A 17,099-nucleotide genomic window follows, 5' to 3' on the forward strand; every position below is an offset into this window, starting at 1 on the left:
GATAACGTCGCCATGGACGTGCAGCTGATCGTGCCGATCGCCATGGAAGAGAAGCTCCGCTTCGCTATCCGTGAAGGCGGCCGCACCGTCGGTGCAGGCATCGTCTCCTCGATCATCGAGTAATGAATTTGACTGGCGGTTACGCCGCCAGTCTGGCATTCTAAATGCCGCATAGGGGTATAGCTCAGTTGGTAGAGCGACGGTCTCCAAAACCGTAGGTCGCGGGTTCGAACCCTGCTGCCCCTGCCATTTCAGAACGGGTGCTCATGGCTTGACTATGGGTGCCCGTTTTCTATATGATAGTTCAGGCGGCCATCTATGCCGCCTTACCTTTTCGATGATGGCGCAGGCTTCGGCAGGGCGTCGTCGTGGAAAATGATAATTCCCTGCGGGATTTGTTGGCCGGGCAGGGGAGGATCGCCGCCGCACGATTGGATGGTGCGCCGGGTGATATTCGCAAGGATCGGATCTCCGATAAGCCTGTATGGTATTCTTTTAACCTTTGGGCTTGTTTTTTTCGGGAATCGATTCTATGTAGCGTCAACAGACACGCGGCGCGTGGGGCTGAATTTTCAGCTTTGCGTGCCGTATACGCGTGACTTCAGGCTTTTGATTCGTTTTTGCGAGCTAGAGTTTGGGGGTAGCGCCGGATCAATGACAGAGCGGCAGATGGCATCCAAGACGAATCCGATCACCTTTTTTCAGCAAGTTCGCGCCGAAACGGCGAAGGTGACCTGGCCTACACGGCGTGAAACGGTCATCTCCACCATTATGGTGGTGATCATGGCGTTTCTGGCTGCCGCGTTCTTTTTTCTTGCCGACCAGCTTATGGCCTATGGCGTAGAATTTATTCTCGGCCTTGGTCGATAAGTTAGGATTGGGGAGTTTTTAGATGACGGCGCGCTGGTACATCGTTCACGCCTATTCCAATTTCGAAAAGAAGGTCGCCGAGGACATCGAGGCCAAGGCAAAGCAGAAGGGTCTGTCCGAGCTTATCGAGCAGATCGTCGTGCCGACCGAGAAGATCGTTGAAGTGCGCCGCGGCCGCAAGGTTGACGCAGAGCGCAAGTTCTTCCCGGGTTACGTGCTGGTGCGTGCAACCCTTACGGATGCCGTCTTCTCGCTGATCAAGAATACTCCGAAAGTCACTGGCTTCCTTGGCGATTCCAAGCCGGTGCCGGTTTCCCAGAAGGAAGTCGACCAGATTCTGAACCAGGTTCAGGATGGCGTCGAGCGCCCGAAGACTTCGGTATCCTTCGAGATTGGCGAAAACGTTCGCGTTTCCGACGGTCCGTTCGCTTCCTTCAACGGGATCGTTCAGGAAGTCGACGAAGAACGCGCGCGTCTCAAGGTTGAGGTTTCCATCTTCGGGCGCGCAACGCCCGTGGATCTGGAATACGGTCAGGTTGACAAGCTCTGATCGTTTGCCCGTGAAGGGCTCCACTCCCGGCGAATTTCGGCTGGAGTGGAAATGGTGGAAGGGAAGGCGGCTTAGCCGGTCGCCGATCTCCGGACCACCGAACTGCCCGCCAGTCGAACTGGCGTCAGTCGAGAGCCGGATTTTCCGGCATTAATCGAGAAAGCCGGATTTCCGGCAAAGTAAAAAAGGCAGAAAGCAATGGCTAAGAAAATTGCAGGCCAGCTGAAGCTCCAGGTAGCGGCAGGTGCGGCCAATCCGTCGCCCCCGATCGGTCCGGCCCTGGGTCAGCGCGGCATCAACATCATGGAATTCTGCAAGGCGTTCAATGCTGCCTCGCAGGAAATGGAAAAGGGTTCGCCGATTCCAGTCGTGATCACCTATTACCAGGACAAGTCTTTCACTTTTGTGATGAAGACGCCTCCGGTAACCTACTTCCTCAAGAAGGCCGCTAACCTCAAGTCCGGTTCGAAGACCCCGGGTAAGGCAAGCGCCGGCACGATCACCCGCGACAAGGTTCGCACGATCGCTGAAGCGAAGATGAAGGATCTGAACGCCGCTGACATTGAAGCAGCGATGCGCATGATCGAAGGTTCTGCCCGTTCGATGGGCCTGGAAGTGGTGGGCTGAGACGATGGCGAAGATTTCCAAGCGCATTAACAAGATCCGTGAAGGCGTCGATCGCAACAAGCTGTACGATCTGTCGGCTGCTATCGGTCTCGTCAAGGAACGTGCTGTCGCCAAGTTCGATGAAACCATCGAAATCGCGATGAACCTCGGCGTCGATCCGCGCCACGCCGACCAGATGGTCCGCGGTGTCGTCAACCTGCCGAATGGCACGGGCCGTACGGTTCGCGTTGCTGTTTTCGCTCGCGGCGACAAGGCTGAAGAAGCCAAGAAGGCTGGCGCCGACATCGTCGGTGCGGAAGAACTGTTCGAAATCGTCAATGGCGGCAAGATCGAATTCGATCGCTGCATTGCAACCCCGGACATGATGCCGCTCGTTGGCCGTCTTGGTAAGGTTCTCGGCCCTCGCGGCATGATGCCAAACCCGAAGGTTGGCACCGTCACCACCGACGTTGCAGCTGCTGTTGCTGCTTCCAAGGGCGGCGCAGTCGAGTTCCGCGTCGAGAAGGCCGGTATCATCCATGCCGGTATCGGCAAGGTTTCCTTCGACAATGCCAAGCTCGAAGAAAACATCAAGGCTTTCGCTGACGCCGTCATCAAGGCAAAGCCATCGGCTGCCAAGGGTGAATACGTCAAGCGCGTGTCGATTTCCTCGACCATGGGCGTTGGCGTCAAGGTCGACCCGGCAACCGTCAAGGTCGTCGCCTAAGTTTCAGGGCTCCGGTTCGCCGGGGCCCAAGCCTTTCCGATTGGAGAGGCATGGCTGCCAGCCAGTTCTGGAACAACAGGACGAACGGCAAGAATTCCGGGTCGCAAGACCCGGATAGCCGGATGAAAATCCGGTTATCCTGTCCGAGATTGCAGGCGGATCATCATCTTCGGGTGGTTTTCCTTAAACGCAAAGCCTGCATGAGACGTGGAATAACCCTGTTTCGCACGAATGTGCATGCAAGGTTTGAACCGTAGTTGCCTTTGGGTGAAGCCTGCTTGCAGGTGGAACTGAAGGGGACAGGATCCTCGAACGTCGGACTGACTGTGAAGTTCGTCCGGCAAAGGCAACCCGGCAGGGCCATGTGGTCCTGTCAACTGGAGAGAGACAGTGGATAGAGCGGAAAAGCGCGAATTTGTCGCGTGGCTGAACGGCGCTTTCAAAGAGTCCGGTTCGGTCGTCGTGGCCCACTATACCGGTCTCACCGTTTCGCAGATGAGCGATCTTCGCTCGAAGATGCGTGATGCAGGTGGGTCCGTTAAAGTCGCGAAAAACCGCCTTGCCAAAATCGCTCTTCAGGGCACGGAATCGGAAGGTATTGCTGACCTGTTTACGGGTCAGACGGTCGTTGCTTACGCAAACGATCCGATCGCCGCTCCGAAAGTAGCCGTCGAATTCGCCAAGACTAACGACAAGCTCGTTATCCTCGGCGGTGCAATGGGTGCAACGACGCTTAACGCCGATGGCGTCAAGTCGCTTGCTTCGCTCCCGTCGCTCGACGAACTGCGCGCAAAGCTGGTTGGAATGATCCAGACCCCGGCTCAGCGTCTTGCAGTACTTACCAGCGCTCCGGCGGGCCAGATCGCCCGCGTTATCGGCGCGCACGCCCGGAAGAACGAGGCGGCTTAAGGCCGTTTCTCGCTGTCAAGTTCAAACCTTTATAATAGGAAGTACAAAAATGGCTGATCTCGCAAAGATCGTTGAAGACCTTTCGGCCCTGACCGTTCTGGAAGCCGCTGAGCTGTCCAAGCTTCTCGAAGAGAAGTGGGGCGTTTCGGCTGCTGCTCCGGTCGCTGTTGCTGCTGCTGGTGGCGCTGCCCCTGCTGCTGCTGCAGAAGAAAAGACCGAATTCGACGTCGTTCTCGCTGACGGCGGCGCTAACAAGATCAACGTGATCAAGGAAGTGCGCGCAATCACCGGTCTCGGCCTCAAGGAAGCCAAGGACCTGGTCGAAGGCGCTCCGAAGGCTGTCAAGGAAGGCGCTTCGAAGGACGAAGCTGAGAAGATCAAGGCACAGCTCGAAGCTGCTGGCGCCAAGGTCGAACTCAAGTAAGTTCGGACTATTCTGGCGGATGGTTTTCCATCCGCCAGTTCCCGCCGGACTTTCCCGGTGGGTCGGATGACTGGAACCCTTTTCCTGAGTGCCGGAACGGCTTTCAGGAAACGGGTTTTAGCCCGTTAAGAGCGCCGCGTGTCGGCAACGATGCTGAAGGCCGCTCTGGAAAGTTTGCATATGATCCTTTCGATCCATCCGATCTGAAGGGGCCGATCTGAAGGTTCATGTGCTCGAAGGACCGCCGAAGGGCGGCGCATGATAAAGGCCGCAAGGCGTGAGCAAGCCGCAAGGCTATAGAACGAGGAGCGACGATGGCTCAGACCCATTCTTTCAATGGTCGCAAGCGCGTACGCAAATTTTTCGGCAAGATCCCAGAGGTCGCCGAGATGCCGAACCTTATCGAGGTTCAAAAGGCATCTTACGACCAGTTCCTTATGGTTGAAGAACCATCCGGTGGGCGTCCTGACGAGGGTTTGCAGGCGGTTTTCAAGTCTGTTTTCCCAATTCAGGATTTCTCCGGCGCTTCAATGCTCGAATTCGTTCGCTACGAGTTCGACGCACCAAAATTCGACGTTGACGAATGCCGTCAGCGCGATCTGACGTATTCGGCGCCACTCAAGGTGACGCTGCGTCTCATCGTGTTCGATATTGACGAAGATACCGGCGCGAAGTCGATCAAGGACATCAAGGAACAGGATGTCTACATGGGCGATATGCCGCTCATGACCGACAACGGCACCTTCATCGTCAATGGTACCGAGCGCGTGATCGTTTCACAGATGCACCGTTCGCCGGGCGTCTTCTTCGATCATGACAAGGGCAAGACCCATTCGTCGGGCAAGCTCCTGTTCGCGGCTCGCGTCATTCCTTATCGCGGTTCCTGGCTCGATATCGAATTCGATTCCAAGGACATCGTCTACGCACGTATCGACCGTCGTCGCAAGCTGCCGGCCACCACGCTGCTGATGGCGCTCGGCATGGACGGCGAAGAAATTCTGTCGACGTTCTACAAGACTGTCACCTATACGCGTGATGGCGACAATTGGCGCATTCCGTATTCGGCTGACCGCTTCAAGGGCATGAAGATCATTTCCGATCTCATCGACGCGGACACCGGCGAAGTCGTTCTGGAAGCCGGCAAGAAGCTGACCGCCCGTTCGGCCAAGCAGCTTGCCGAAAAGGGCCTCCAGGCCATCAAGGCGACGGAAGACGACCTGTTCGGTTCTTATCTTGCGGAAGACGTCGTCAATTACGCAACCGGTGAGATTTATCTCGAAGCCGGTGACGAAATCGACGAGAAGGTCCTCAAGACCCTGCTCGACACCGGTGAGACGGAAATCAACGTTCTCGATATCGACCATGTCAATATCGGCGCGTACATCCGCAACACGCTGGCTGTCGACAAGAACGAAAGCCGTCAGGAAGCCCTGTTCGACATCTATCGCGTCATGCGTCCGGGCGAGCCGCCTACGATGGATTCGGCCGAAGCGATGTTCAACTCGCTGTTCTTCGATGCCGAGCGTTACGACCTTTCGGCCGTCGGTCGCGTGAAGATGAACATGCGTCTGGACCTCGATGCGGAAGACACCGTGCGCGTTCTGCGCAAGGAAGACATCCTGGCCGTGGTCAAGATGCTTGTGGAATTGCGCGATGGTCGCGGCGAAATCGACGACATCGACAATCTCGGCAACCGCCGTGTGCGTTCGGTCGGTGAACTGATGGAAAATCAGTACCGCGTCGGTCTGCTCCGCATGGAGCGCGCGATCAAGGAACGTATGTCCTCGATCGAAATCGACACGGTCATGCCGCAGGACCTGATCAACGCGAAGCCGGCTGCTGCAGCCGTGCGCGAGTTCTTCGGTTCCTCGCAGCTGTCGCAGTTCATGGACCAGACCAACCCGCTTTCGGAAATCACCCACAAGCGCCGTCTGTCGGCACTTGGACCGGGCGGTCTGACCCGCGAGCGCGCTGGCTTCGAAGTCCGCGACGTGCATCCGACCCACTATGGCCGTATCTGCCCGATCGAGACGCCGGAAGGCCCGAATATCGGTCTGATCAACTCGCTCGCAACCTTTGCCCGCGTCAACAAGTACGGCTTCATCGAAAGCCCGTACCGCAAGGTTGTCGACGGCAAGGTGACGAACGACGTTGTCTATCTGTCGGCGATGGAAGAAGCCAAGCACTCGGTTGCCCAGGCTAACGTCGAACTGGACGAGCAGGGCGGTTTCGTTGACGAGTTCGTCATCTGCCGTCATGCAGGCGAAGTGATGATGGCTCCGCGTGAAAACGTGGACCTGATGGACGTTTCGCCGAAGCAGCTTGTTTCGGTTGCTGCGGCTCTGATCCCGTTCCTTGAAAACGACGACGCCAACCGCGCTCTCATGGGCTCGAACATGCAGCGTCAGGCCGTTCCGCTCGTTCGCGCTGAAGCGCCGTTCGTCGGCACCGGCATGGAACCGATCGTCGCTCGCGACTCCGGTGCAGCTATTGCAGCGCGTCGCGGCGGTATCGTCGACCAGGTGGATGCGACCCGTATCGTTATCCGTGCAACGGAAGATCTCGATCCCTCCAAGTCGGGCGTCGATATCTATCGTCTGCAGAAGTTCCAGCGCTCGAACCAGTCGACCTGCATCAACCAGCGTCCGCTCGTTCGCGTCGGTGACCCGATCGGCAAGGGCGACATCATCGCTGACGGTCCGTCCACGGATCTGGGCGATCTGGCTCTCGGCCGCAACGTGCTCGTCGCGTTCATGCCGTGGAACGGCTACAACTACGAAGACTCGATCCTGCTTTCCGAGAAGATCGTTTCGGAAGACGTGTTCACCTCGATTCATATCGAGGAATTCGAAGTTGCTGCCCGCGACACCAAGCTTGGACCTGAGGAAATCACCCGCGATATTCCGAACGTTTCGGAAGAAGCGCTGAAGAACCTCGACGAAGCCGGTATCGTATACATCGGTGCCGAAGTGCATCCTGGCGACATTCTTGTCGGCAAGATCACGCCGAAGGGCGAAAGCCCGATGACGCCGGAAGAAAAGCTTCTGCGCGCCATCTTCGGTGAAAAGGCATCGGACGTCCGTGACACCTCCATGCGCATGCCGCCCGGAACCTACGGTACGGTTGTGGAAGTTCGCGTTTTCAATCGCCACGGCGTTGAAAAGGACGAACGCGCCATGGCTATCGAGCGCGAGGAAATCGAGCGTCTCGCCAAGGACCGTGACGACGAACAGGCGATCCTGGACCGCAACGTCTATGGCCGTCTCGCCGACATGATCGATGGCAAGGTTGCCGCTGCCGGCCCGAAGGGCTTCAAGAAGGGCACAACGATCAGCCGCGATCTCATGACGGAGTATCCGCGGTCGCAGTGGTGGCAGTTTGCCGTTGAAGACGAAAAGCTTCAGGGCGAGCTGGAAGCTCTGCGCAGCCAGTACGACGACTCCAAGAAGCTGCTCGAAGCACGCTTCATGGACAAGGTCGAAAAGGTACAGCGCGGCGACGAGATGCCTCCGGGCGTCATGAAGATGGTCAAGGTCTTCGTCGCTGTGAAGCGCAAGATTCAGCCAGGCGACAAGATGGCTGGCCGTCACGGCAACAAGGGTGTGGTTTCGCGCATTCTGCCGGTCGAGGACATGCCGTTCCTGGAAGATGGTACGCATGCCGACATCGTGTTGAACCCGCTTGGCGTTCCGAGCCGAATGAACGTGGGCCAGATTCTGGAAACCCACCTCGGCTGGGCTTGCGCAGGCATGGGCAAGAAGATCGGTGAGCTCATCGACGTTTATCGCAAGACGGCCAATATCGAGCCTCTGCGCCAGACGCTGGAGCACATCTATCCGGACAACGACCGCAATGAACCGGTCCGGTCTTATGATGACGATTCCGTCCTCATGCTGGCCAACCAGGTGAAGCGCGGCGTGTCGATCGCAACGCCGGTCTTCGACGGTGCGGTTGAAGCCGACATCAACGCGATGCTGACGGATGCCGGACTTGCAACGTCTGGTCAGTCGACGCTTTACGATGGCCGTACGGGTGAGCCGTTCGACCGTCAGGTGACCATGGGCTACATCTATATGCTGAAGCTCCACCACCTGGTCGACGACAAAATCCACGCTCGTTCGATCGGACCTTACTCGCTCGTTACGCAGCAGCCTCTGGGCGGCAAGGCCCAGTTCGGCGGCCAGCGCTTCGGCGAAATGGAGGTCTGGGCTCTGGAAGCATACGGTGCGGCCTACACGCTGCAGGAAATGCTTACCGTCAAGTCGGACGACGTGGCAGGCCGTACCAAGGTCTACGAAGCGATCGTGCGCGGCGACGACACGTTCGAAGCGGGCATTCCGGAGAGCTTCAACGTTCTCGTCAAGGAAATGCGCTCGCTCGGCCTCAATGTCGAACTCGACGACACGCGTGACGCTGAACAGCCGGCCCTGCCGGACGCGGCGGAATAAACTTCGAGGCGCGCCATGGTATCGCCGTGGCGCGCCGGTAAACTCGTTTTCGATGACGGCGGTTTTTCCCCGCAAGAGGAAGCGAGACTACGGCAAGCCAGTTCATAACTGCGTAGCACCGCGATTTCTTTTCAGGATGGCAAGGATTTTCAGCTTGTCATCGACGCACAGGGCGACGGATCGCCCTCAAGGAGAACGGCATGAACCAAGAGGTCATGAATCTTTTCAATCCTCAGGCTCCGGCACAGACGTTCGATTCCATCAGAATCTCGATTGCCAGCCCTGAGAAGATTCTGTCCTGGTCATACGGCGAGATCAAGAAGCCGGAGACGATCAACTACCGTACGTTCAAGCCTGAACGCGATGGTCTCTTCTGCGCGCGCATCTTCGGCCCGATCAAGGACTATGAATGCTTGTGCGGCAAGTACAAGCGTATGAAATACAAGGGCATCATCTGCGAAAAGTGCGGCGTGGAAGTCACGCTCTCGCGCGTTCGTCGCGAGCGCATGGGCCACATCGAACTCGCGGCCCCGGTTGCCCATATCTGGTTCCTGAAGTCGCTGCCGAGCCGTATCGGCACGCTGCTGGACATGACGCTCAAGGATATCGAGCGCGTCCTGTACTTTGAGAACTACATCGTTACCGAACCGGGCCTGACCTCGCTGAAGGAGCACCAGCTTCTTTCGGAAGAGGAATATATGATTGCCGTCGATGAATTCGGCGAAGATCAGTTCACTGCCCTCATCGGTGCTGAAGCTATCTACGAGCTTCTGGCTTCGATGGAACTCGAAAAGATCGCCGCCGATCTGCGCGTCGAGCTTGCCGAGACCACTTCGGACCTGAAGCAGAAGAAGCTGATGAAGCGTCTGAAGATCGTCGAAAACTTCCTGGAGTCGGGAAACCGCCCGGAATGGATGATCATGAAGATCGTTCCGGTCATTCCGCCGGACCTGCGTCCGCTCGTGCCGCTGGACGGCGGTCGTTTCGCGACGTCGGATCTGAACGATCTCTATCGCCGCGTCATCAACCGTAACAACCGTCTGAAGCGCCTGATCGAACTGCGCGCACCGGGCATCATCATCCGCAACGAAAAGCGTATGCTGCAGGAAGCTGTGGACGCGCTGTTCGACAACGGCCGTCGTGGCCGTGTCATCACCGGAGCCAACAAGCGCCCGCTGAAGTCGCTCTCCGACATGCTCAAGGGCAAGCAGGGCCGTTTCCGTCAGAACCTGCTCGGCAAGCGCGTCGACTATTCCGGCCGCTCGGTCATCGTGACCGGTCCGGAACTGAAGCTGCACCAGTGCGGCCTGCCGAAGAAGATGGCGCTCGAACTGTTCAAACCATTCATCTACGCACGTCTCGACGCCAAGGGTTATTCCTCGACCGTCAAGCAGGCGAAGAAACTGGTTGAAAAGGAACGTCCGGAAGTCTGGGATATCCTTGACGAAGTGATCCGTGAGCATCCGGTTCTCCTGAACCGCGCTCCGACGCTGCACCGTCTCGGTATTCAGGCATTCGAGCCTACCCTGATCGAAGGCAAGGCGATCCAGCTGCATCCGCTCGTCTGTACGGCGTTCAACGCCGACTTCGACGGTGACCAGATGGCTGTTCACGTTCCGCTGTCGCTTGAAGCTCAGCTTGAAGCCCGCGTGCTGATGATGTCGACCAACAACATCCTGCATCCGGCTAACGGCGCACCGATCATCGTTCCTTCGCAGGACATGGTTCTCGGCCTTTATTATCTGTCCATCGTGGCGGAGAAGGAGCCGGGCGAGGGCATGATGTTCGCGGATATGGGCGAGCTGCAGCATGCGCTTGAAAACAAGGTCGTTACGCTGCACACCAAGATCAAGGGCCGCTTCAAGACGGTCGACGCCGAAGGCAAGCCAGTGTCGAAGATCTACGATACGACGCCTGGCCGCATGATCATTGGCGAGCTTCTGCCGAAGAACGTCATGGTGCCGTTCGACATCTGCAATCAGGAGATGACCAAGAAGAACATCTCCAAGATGATCGACCACGTCTACCGCCATTGCGGTCAGAAAGAGACGGTCATCTTCTGCGATCGCATCATGCAGCTCGGTTTCGCTCATGCCTGCCGTGCAGGCATCTCCTTCGGCAAGGATGACATGGTTATCCCGGACACGAAGGCGAAGATTGTTGCCGACACCGAAGCGCTCACGACCGAATACGAACAGCAGTACAATGACGGCCTGATCACTCAGGGCGAAAAGTACAACAAGGTCGTTGACGCCTGGGGCAAGGCTACCGACAAGATCACCGAAGAGATGATGGCGCGGCTGAAGGCCGTCGAATTCGATCCGGTGACCGGTCGCCAGAAGCAGATGAACTCGGTCTACATGATGTCGCATTCGGGTGCCCGTGGTTCGGTCAACCAGATGCGTCAGCTTGGCGGCATGCGTGGCCTGATGGCCAAGCCGTCGGGTGAAATCATCGAAACCCCGATCATCTCGAACTTCAAGGAAGGCCTGACCGTTAACGAGTACTTCAACTCGACCCACGGTGCCCGTAAGGGTCTGGCAGACACCGCCTTGAAGACGGCTAACTCGGGCTACCTGACCCGCCGTCTCGTTGACGTTGCACAGGATGCAATCATTTCGGAAGTCGATTGCGGCGCCGAAATCGGTCTCACCATGCAGCCGATCGTCGATGCCGGTCAGATCGTTGCCTCGATCGGCCAGCGCGTTCTGGGCCGTACGGCTCTCGATCCGATCCTGCATCCGGCAACCGGCGAAGTCATCGTCGAAGCTGGCCGCATGATCGAGGAAAAGGACGTCGAGATCATCGAGAAGGCTGGTATCCAGTCGATCCGCATCCGTTCGGCCCTGACCTGCGAAACCCGCAACGGCGTCTGCGCCAAGTGCTATGGTCGCGACCTTGCACGCGGTACTCCGGTCAACCAGGGCGAAGCGGTCGGCGTTATCGCTGCTCAGTCGATCGGCGAGCCGGGCACCCAGCTCACCATGCGTACCTTCCACTTGGGCGGTACTGCACAGGTGGTTGACAGCTCGTATCTCGAAGCTTCGTACGAAGGCACCGTCAAGCTGCGTAACCGCAACGTGGTTCGCAACTCCGATGGCAACCTCGTGGTGATGGGCCGTAACATGGCTGTCCTGATCCTCGACGCAACGGGCAAGGAACGTGCGGTCCACCGCGTGACCTACGGTTCGCGTCTGTTCGTGGACGAGGGCGATACGGTCAAGCGCGGCCAGCGTATTGCTGAGTGGGACCCGTATACCCGTCCGATCATGACCGAAGTTGAAGGCTATGTTGAGTTCGAAGATCTCGTCGATGGTCTCTCGGTTTCGGAAACGGCTGACGAGTCGACCGGTATCACGAAGCGCGTCGTCATCGACTGGCGTTCGACGCCTCGCGGTTCGGACCTCAAGCCTGCCATGGTCATCAAGGACAAGGCCGGCAAGATCCTGAAGCTGTCGAAGGGTGGCGATGCCCGCTTCCTGCTCTCCGTGGAATCGATCCTTTCGGTCGAGCCTGGCGCGCATGTGAAGGCTGGTGACGTTATCGCCCGTCTGCCGATGGAAAGCGCCAAGACCAAGGACATCACCGGCGGTCTGCCGCGTGTGGCCGAACTGTTCGAAGCACGTCGTCCGAAGGACCATGCCATCATCGCCGAGATCGATGGTACCGTTCGCTTCGGTCGCGACTACAAGAACAAGCGTCGCATCATCATCGAGCCGAACGACGACACGATCGAGCCGGTCGAGTACCTCATTCCGAAGGGCAAGCCGTTCCATCTTCAGGACGGCGACGTCATCGAAAAGGGTGAGTACATCCTCGACGGCAACCCGGCACCGCATGACATTCTGGCGATCAAGGGCGTCGAAGCTCTGGCTTCGTACCTCGTGAACGAAATCCAGGAAGTCTATCGTCTGCAGGGCGTTTTGATCAACGACAAGCACATCGAAGTGATTGTCCGTCAGATGCTGCAGAAGGTGGAAATCACGGAATCCGGCGATACCGGCTACATTCCGGGCGACCACGTCGACCGCATCGAGTTGGAAGAGATCAACGAGCGTCTTATCGAAGAGGGCAAGAAGCCGGGCTCCGGCAATCCTGTTCTGCTCGGTATCACCAAGGCTTCGCTGCAGACGCCTTCGTTCATCTCTGCTGCGTCGTTCCAGGAAACGACCCGCGTCCTCACCGAGGCTGCGGTGGCCGGCAAGATGGACACGCTGCAGGGTCTCAAGGAAAACGTCATCGTTGGCCGTCTCATTCCGGCCGGTACTGGCGGCATGACCAACCAGATCCGTCGCATCGCAACCGCTCGCGACGATCTGATCATCGACGAGCGCCGCAAGTCTTCCGGTTCCGCGGAAGCCAATGCGATGCTGGTGGACATGACCAACAACGCTGCCGAATAAGATCGGCGGATACGAAACTGAAAAAGGCCGCCCTTCGGGGCGGCCTTTTTGCATTTCGGGATAACGGGAGAGCCCGCATCAGCAGAAGAAAAAAAAACGCCGGTTGAAACCGGCGCTCTCTATGATGCTTATTCTTCTTCCTCGTCGTCGCCGTCGAATTCGATCAGCGCGACTTCACCGCTAAGGGCGGTGGCCCAGGCGCTCTTGTGCGGTTCTTCTTCCGGCTCTTCGGTCAGTGTGCCCATCTCCAGAAGTTCGGCTTCATGGTAGCCTTCTTCGGCAAGAATGCTGAGGACGGTCTGAACGAGATCTTCGTTCTCGTCCGATTTCAAAAGCAGGTGTACTTCGACTGGGGATTCTTCGCCTTCGTTCCAGACATCAGCGATGACGAGATGGACGGTTGGCGAATCGTCGCCCGCAGGTGTGGAATCATTTGTGGATGTGGAAGACATTGAGAAACCCTTAATATTCGGTTGCGTTTCGACTCGGATGTGCTTCAATAGCCTGACCTGAGTGGCTGCGCCATGCTTGCATAGGAAAATGACGGTTTTGATCGCGTAATATTAGCGAATAGTCGTCAAATGCGGCGCAATAACCTGTCCGGGCGGGATCAAAACGCCGGTTTCAGGGCTTTCATTAAAGAAACTTGAGCCGCTGCCCTTGACGAAACGTCGCTAAAGACGTATCAGCAGCCCATCTGAGCCGATGTGAGACAGGCTTTTTCGGGACGACGCGTCCTGAAGTTCGTCTCAAACAGGGTTCGTTTTACGATCGAAATGCAACTTGCCGTTCGCATGAAGCGTCAGCTTCCTCTGCTTTTGTTCGGGGTGGCCACCGGTTGACGAGGGCTGACTCCGAATTTGTGCATGAGCATGCCGGTGAAACGGCCCCTTGGGGCGTGGATACGAGATTTTTTAAAGAGGAAGGTTGTATGCCAACCGTAAACCAGCTTATCCGCAAGCCGCGCATTGCGCCGGTAAAGCGTAATAAGGTTCCTGCACTGCAGGCAAACCCTCAGAAGCGCGGCGTTTGCACCCGCGTTTACACGACGACCCCGAAGAAGCCGAACTCGGCTCTGCGTAAGGTTGCCAAGGTTCGTCTGACGAACGGCTTCGAAGTTATCGGTTATATCCCTGGTGAAGGGCATAACCTGCAGGAGCACTCCGTCGTCATGATCCGCGGCGGTCGTGTAAAGGACTTGCCAGGTGTGCGTTACCACATCATCCGCGGCGTTCTCGACACCCAGGGCGTCAAGAACCGCAAGCAGCGCCGTTCGAAGTACGGTGCAAAGCGTCCGAAGTAAAATTTTCCGGGGATACCGGCCGCCAGAAGGTGAGCTGAGCCCGATGTAATTGAAAGAAGAGACGAAATGTCCAGACGCCATAAGGCTGAGAAGCGTGAGATCAATCCGGATCCGAAGTTCGGCGATCTCGTTATCACGAAGTTCATGAATGCAGTCATGCTTCATGGCAAGAAGTCGGTTGCTGAAAGCATCGTTTACGGTGCGCTCGATGCAATCGAAGCCAAGGCAAAGTCCGAGCCGGTCGCGCTGTTCCATCAGGCGCTCGACAACGTAGCTCCGCACATCGAAGTCCGTTCGCGCCGCGTTGGTGGTGCAACCTATCAGGTTCCGGTTGATGTGCGTCCAGAACGCCGCCAGGCACTTGCCATCCGTTGGCTCATCAATGCTGCTCGTGGCCGTAACGAGACGACGATGATCGATCGTCTTTCCGGTGAGCTGCTTGACGCTGCCAACAACCGTGGTTCTGCTGTGAAGAAGCGTGAAGACACGCACCGCATGGCTGAAGCCAACCGCGCCTTCTCGCATTACCGCTGGTAATCGTCGAAACCTATTCAAAGAGCGACTATCATGGCCCGCGAATATAAAATCGAAGACTACCGCAATTTCGGTATCATGGCTCACATCGACGCCGGTAAGACGACGATGACCGAGCGCATTCTGTTCTATACCGGTAAGAACCACAAGATCGGCGAAACCCACGATGGTGCGTCGACCATGGACTGGATGGAGCAGGAACAGGAACGCGGTATCACGATCACTTCCGCTGCTACGACCACGTTCTGGCAGGGCCGTGATGGTAAGAAGCGCCGTTTCAACATCATCGACACGCCTGGTCACGTTGACTTCACGATTGAAGTTGAGCGCAGCCTGCGCGTTCTCGACGGCGCAATCGCGCTGCTCGACGCCAACGCTGGCGTTGAGCCCCAGACCGAAACCGTGTGGCGTCAGGCTGAAAAGTACCACGTCCCGCGTATGGTCTTCGTCAACAAGATGGACAAGATCGGTGCCGATTTCTACCGTTGCGTAGAAATGGTCGGTTCGCGTCTTGGCGCAGTAGCACTTCCGGTTCAGCTGCCGATCGGCGCTGAAAACGAGTTCGAAGGCGTCATCGACCTGATCGAAATGAAGGCCCTGACCTGGGATGGCACCATCGGCGCAGCTGCGACGGTTGGTGAAATTCCTGCCCATCTGAAGGACAAGGCTGAAGAATATCGCGAAAAGCTCATCGAGCTGGCCGTGGAAATCGACGAAGCTGCAATGGAAGCCTATCTCGAAGGCACCATGCCTACGAATGACGAGCTGCGCGCTCTGATCCGTAAGGGCACCATCGACGTCAAGTTCCATCCGGTTCTTTGCGGCACCGCGTTCAAGAACCGTGGCATTCAGCCGCTTCTCGACGCTGTTGTGGAATTCCTTCCGGCTCCGACCGATGTTCCTGCCATCAAGGGCATCGACGTCAAGACGGAAAGCGAAACCACCCGTGAATCTTCGGATGAAGCACCGCTTTCGATGCTCGCATTCAAGATCATGAACGACCCGTTCGTTGGTTCGCTGACCTTCGCTCGTATTTACTCGGGCAAGCTGACCAAGGGCATTTCGCTCGAAAACACCGTCAAGGGCAAGCGTGAGCGTATCGGCCGTATGCTGCAGATGCACTCCAACAGCCGTGAAGACATCGAAGAAGCTTTTGCTGGCGACATCGTTGCTCTGGCTGGCCTCAAGGAAACCACCACTGGCGATACGCTCTGCGATCCGCTGAAGCCGGTTATCCTCGAGCGCATGGAATTCCCGGATCCGGTTATCGAAATCGCTATCGAACCGAAGACCAAGGCCGACCAGGAAAAGATGGGCATCGCGCTCAATCGTCTAGCTGCCGAAGATCCTTCTTTCCGCGTCAAGTCGGACGAAGAATCCGGTCAGACCATCATCGCCGGCATGGGCGAACTTCACCTCGACATTCTCGTCGATCGCATGAAGCGCGAATTCAAGGTTGAAGCCAACGTCGGGGCTCCGCAGGTTGCTTACCGTGAATCGATCACCCGTCAGGCTGAAATCGATTACACCCACAAGAAGCAGTCGGGTGGTTCGGGTCAGTTCGCTCGCGTCAAGATCATCTTCGAACCGCATGATGGCGACGATTTCATCTTCGAATCGAAGATCGTCGGCGGCTCGGTTCCGAAGGAATACATTCCGGGTGTCCAGAAGGGTATCGAAAGCGTCATGGGTGCAGGCCCGCTGGCTGGCTTCCCGATGCTCGGCGTGAAGGCCACCCTGATCGACGGTGCGTACCATGACGTTGACTCGTCTGTTCTCGCCTTCGAAATCGCGTCCCGTGCAGCGTTCCGTGAAGGTGCGCAGAAGGCTGGCGCACAGCTCCTCGAACCGATCATGAAGGTCGAGGTTGTCACGCCGGAAGATTACGTTGGTGACGTCATCGGCGATCTGAACTCGCGTCGCGGTCAGATTTCCGGCACCGAAGCCCGCGGCATCGCCACGGTCGTCAATGCAATGGTTCCGCTGGCTAACATGTTTGGTTACGTGAACTCGCTGCGTTCGATGTCCCAGGGCCGTGCACAGTACACGATGCAGTTCGACCATTATGAGCCGGTTCCGACGGCGGTCGCACAGGAAATCCAGAAGAAGTTTGCGTGATCTAAGGGTCACGCTCCCAATTAAAAGAATGCCTGAGCAGGCTAAATTTACGGAGAGCTCAAATGGCAAAGAGTAAGTTTGAACGTACGAAGCCCCACGTTAACATCGGCACGATTGGTCACGTTGACCATGGCAAGACGTCGCTGACTGCAGCGATCACCAAGTTCTTTGGTGAGTTCAAGGCGTATGACCAGATCGACGCCGCTC

The 17,099-nt window shown here is 57.2% G+C and carries 14 protein-coding genes and 1 tRNA gene; 14 read left to right on the forward strand and 1 reads right to left on the reverse strand.

Annotation, left to right across the window (positions count from 1 at the left end):
• The 10 genes from ABWW28_RS26505 to rpoC form a co-directional block, all read left to right on the forward strand.
• A partial coding sequence (locus ABWW28_RS26505) for an EF-Tu C-terminal domain-related protein (RefSeq protein ID WP_459560411.1) occupies positions 1–123 on the forward strand: 123 nt, incomplete at its 5' end.
• A gap of 50 nt (positions 124–173) precedes the next feature.
• Positions 174–249, forward strand: a tRNA-Trp gene (locus tag ABWW28_RS26510).
• A 420-nt stretch (positions 250–669) separates the two neighbouring features.
• Positions 670–870: a preprotein translocase subunit SecE gene (gene secE / locus ABWW28_RS26515; protein WP_002964376.1), complete on the forward strand. Its 201-nt coding sequence runs from the start codon at positions 670–672 to the stop codon at positions 868–870.
• A 22-nt stretch (positions 871–892) separates the two neighbouring features.
• Positions 893–1,420, forward strand: coding sequence for a transcription termination/antitermination protein NusG (gene nusG / locus ABWW28_RS26520; protein WP_006467043.1), 528 nt, complete (start codon positions 893–895; stop codon positions 1,418–1,420).
• Between the two features lie 198 nt (positions 1,421–1,618).
• Positions 1,619–2,047 carry a 50S ribosomal protein L11 gene (rplK, locus tag ABWW28_RS26525; protein ID WP_006467042.1) on the forward strand — a complete coding sequence of 143 codons (429 nt, stop codon included), beginning with the start codon at positions 1,619–1,621 and terminating at the stop codon, positions 2,045–2,047.
• A 4-nt stretch (positions 2,048–2,051) separates the two neighbouring features.
• Positions 2,052–2,753, forward strand: coding sequence for a 50S ribosomal protein L1 (gene rplA, locus ABWW28_RS26530; RefSeq protein ID WP_006467041.1), 702 nt, complete (start codon positions 2,052–2,054; stop codon positions 2,751–2,753).
• A 390-nt stretch (positions 2,754–3,143) separates the two neighbouring features.
• The gene (rplJ, locus tag ABWW28_RS26535) at positions 3,144–3,662 is read left to right on the forward strand and encodes a 50S ribosomal protein L10 (protein ID WP_006467039.1); all 519 of its coding nucleotides are present in this window, start codon (positions 3,144–3,146) and stop codon (positions 3,660–3,662) included.
• Between the two features lie 49 nt (positions 3,663–3,711).
• Positions 3,712–4,086, forward strand: a complete 375-nt coding sequence (rplL, locus tag ABWW28_RS26540) for a 50S ribosomal protein L7/L12 (protein WP_006467038.1) — start codon at positions 3,712–3,714, stop codon at positions 4,084–4,086.
• Positions 4,087–4,400: 314 nt separating this feature from the next.
• Positions 4,401–8,534, forward strand: a complete 4,134-nt coding sequence (gene rpoB, locus ABWW28_RS26545) for a DNA-directed RNA polymerase subunit beta (RefSeq protein WP_021587206.1) — start codon at positions 4,401–4,403, stop codon at positions 8,532–8,534.
• Positions 8,535–8,734: 200 nt separating this feature from the next.
• Entirely contained in the window at positions 8,735–12,937 is a 4,203-nt protein-coding gene (rpoC, locus tag ABWW28_RS26550) for a DNA-directed RNA polymerase subunit beta' (protein ID WP_006467037.1), read from the forward strand.
• Positions 12,938–13,065: 128 nt separating this feature from the next.
• On the opposite strand, the gene ABWW28_RS26555 is transcribed toward rpoC, so the two are convergent.
• Entirely contained in the window at positions 13,066–13,389 is a 324-nt protein-coding gene (locus tag ABWW28_RS26555; RefSeq protein WP_021587208.1) for a hypothetical protein, read from the reverse strand.
• Between the two features lie 479 nt (positions 13,390–13,868).
• On the opposite strand from ABWW28_RS26555, the gene rpsL reads away from it, so the two are divergent.
• From rpsL to ABWW28_RS26575, 4 genes are all read left to right on the forward strand, one after another.
• Positions 13,869–14,240, forward strand: a complete 372-nt coding sequence (gene rpsL / locus ABWW28_RS26560; protein ID WP_006471111.1) for a 30S ribosomal protein S12 — start codon at positions 13,869–13,871, stop codon at positions 14,238–14,240.
• 66 nt (positions 14,241–14,306) lie between these two features.
• Positions 14,307–14,777, forward strand: coding sequence for a 30S ribosomal protein S7 (gene rpsG, locus ABWW28_RS26565; RefSeq protein ID WP_006467033.1), 471 nt, complete (start codon positions 14,307–14,309; stop codon positions 14,775–14,777).
• A 30-nt stretch (positions 14,778–14,807) separates the two neighbouring features.
• Positions 14,808–16,892 carry an elongation factor G gene (fusA, locus tag ABWW28_RS26570; RefSeq protein ID WP_021587209.1) on the forward strand — a complete coding sequence of 695 codons (2,085 nt, stop codon included), beginning with the start codon at positions 14,808–14,810 and terminating at the stop codon, positions 16,890–16,892.
• A gap of 62 nt (positions 16,893–16,954) precedes the next feature.
• A partial coding sequence (locus tag ABWW28_RS26575) for a GTP-binding protein (RefSeq protein WP_230350295.1) occupies positions 16,955–17,099 on the forward strand: 145 nt, incomplete at its 3' end.

The organism is Brucella sp. NBRC 14130 (assembly GCF_040371715.1).
Lineage (GTDB): Bacteria > Pseudomonadota > Alphaproteobacteria > Rhizobiales > Rhizobiaceae > Brucella > Brucella intermedia.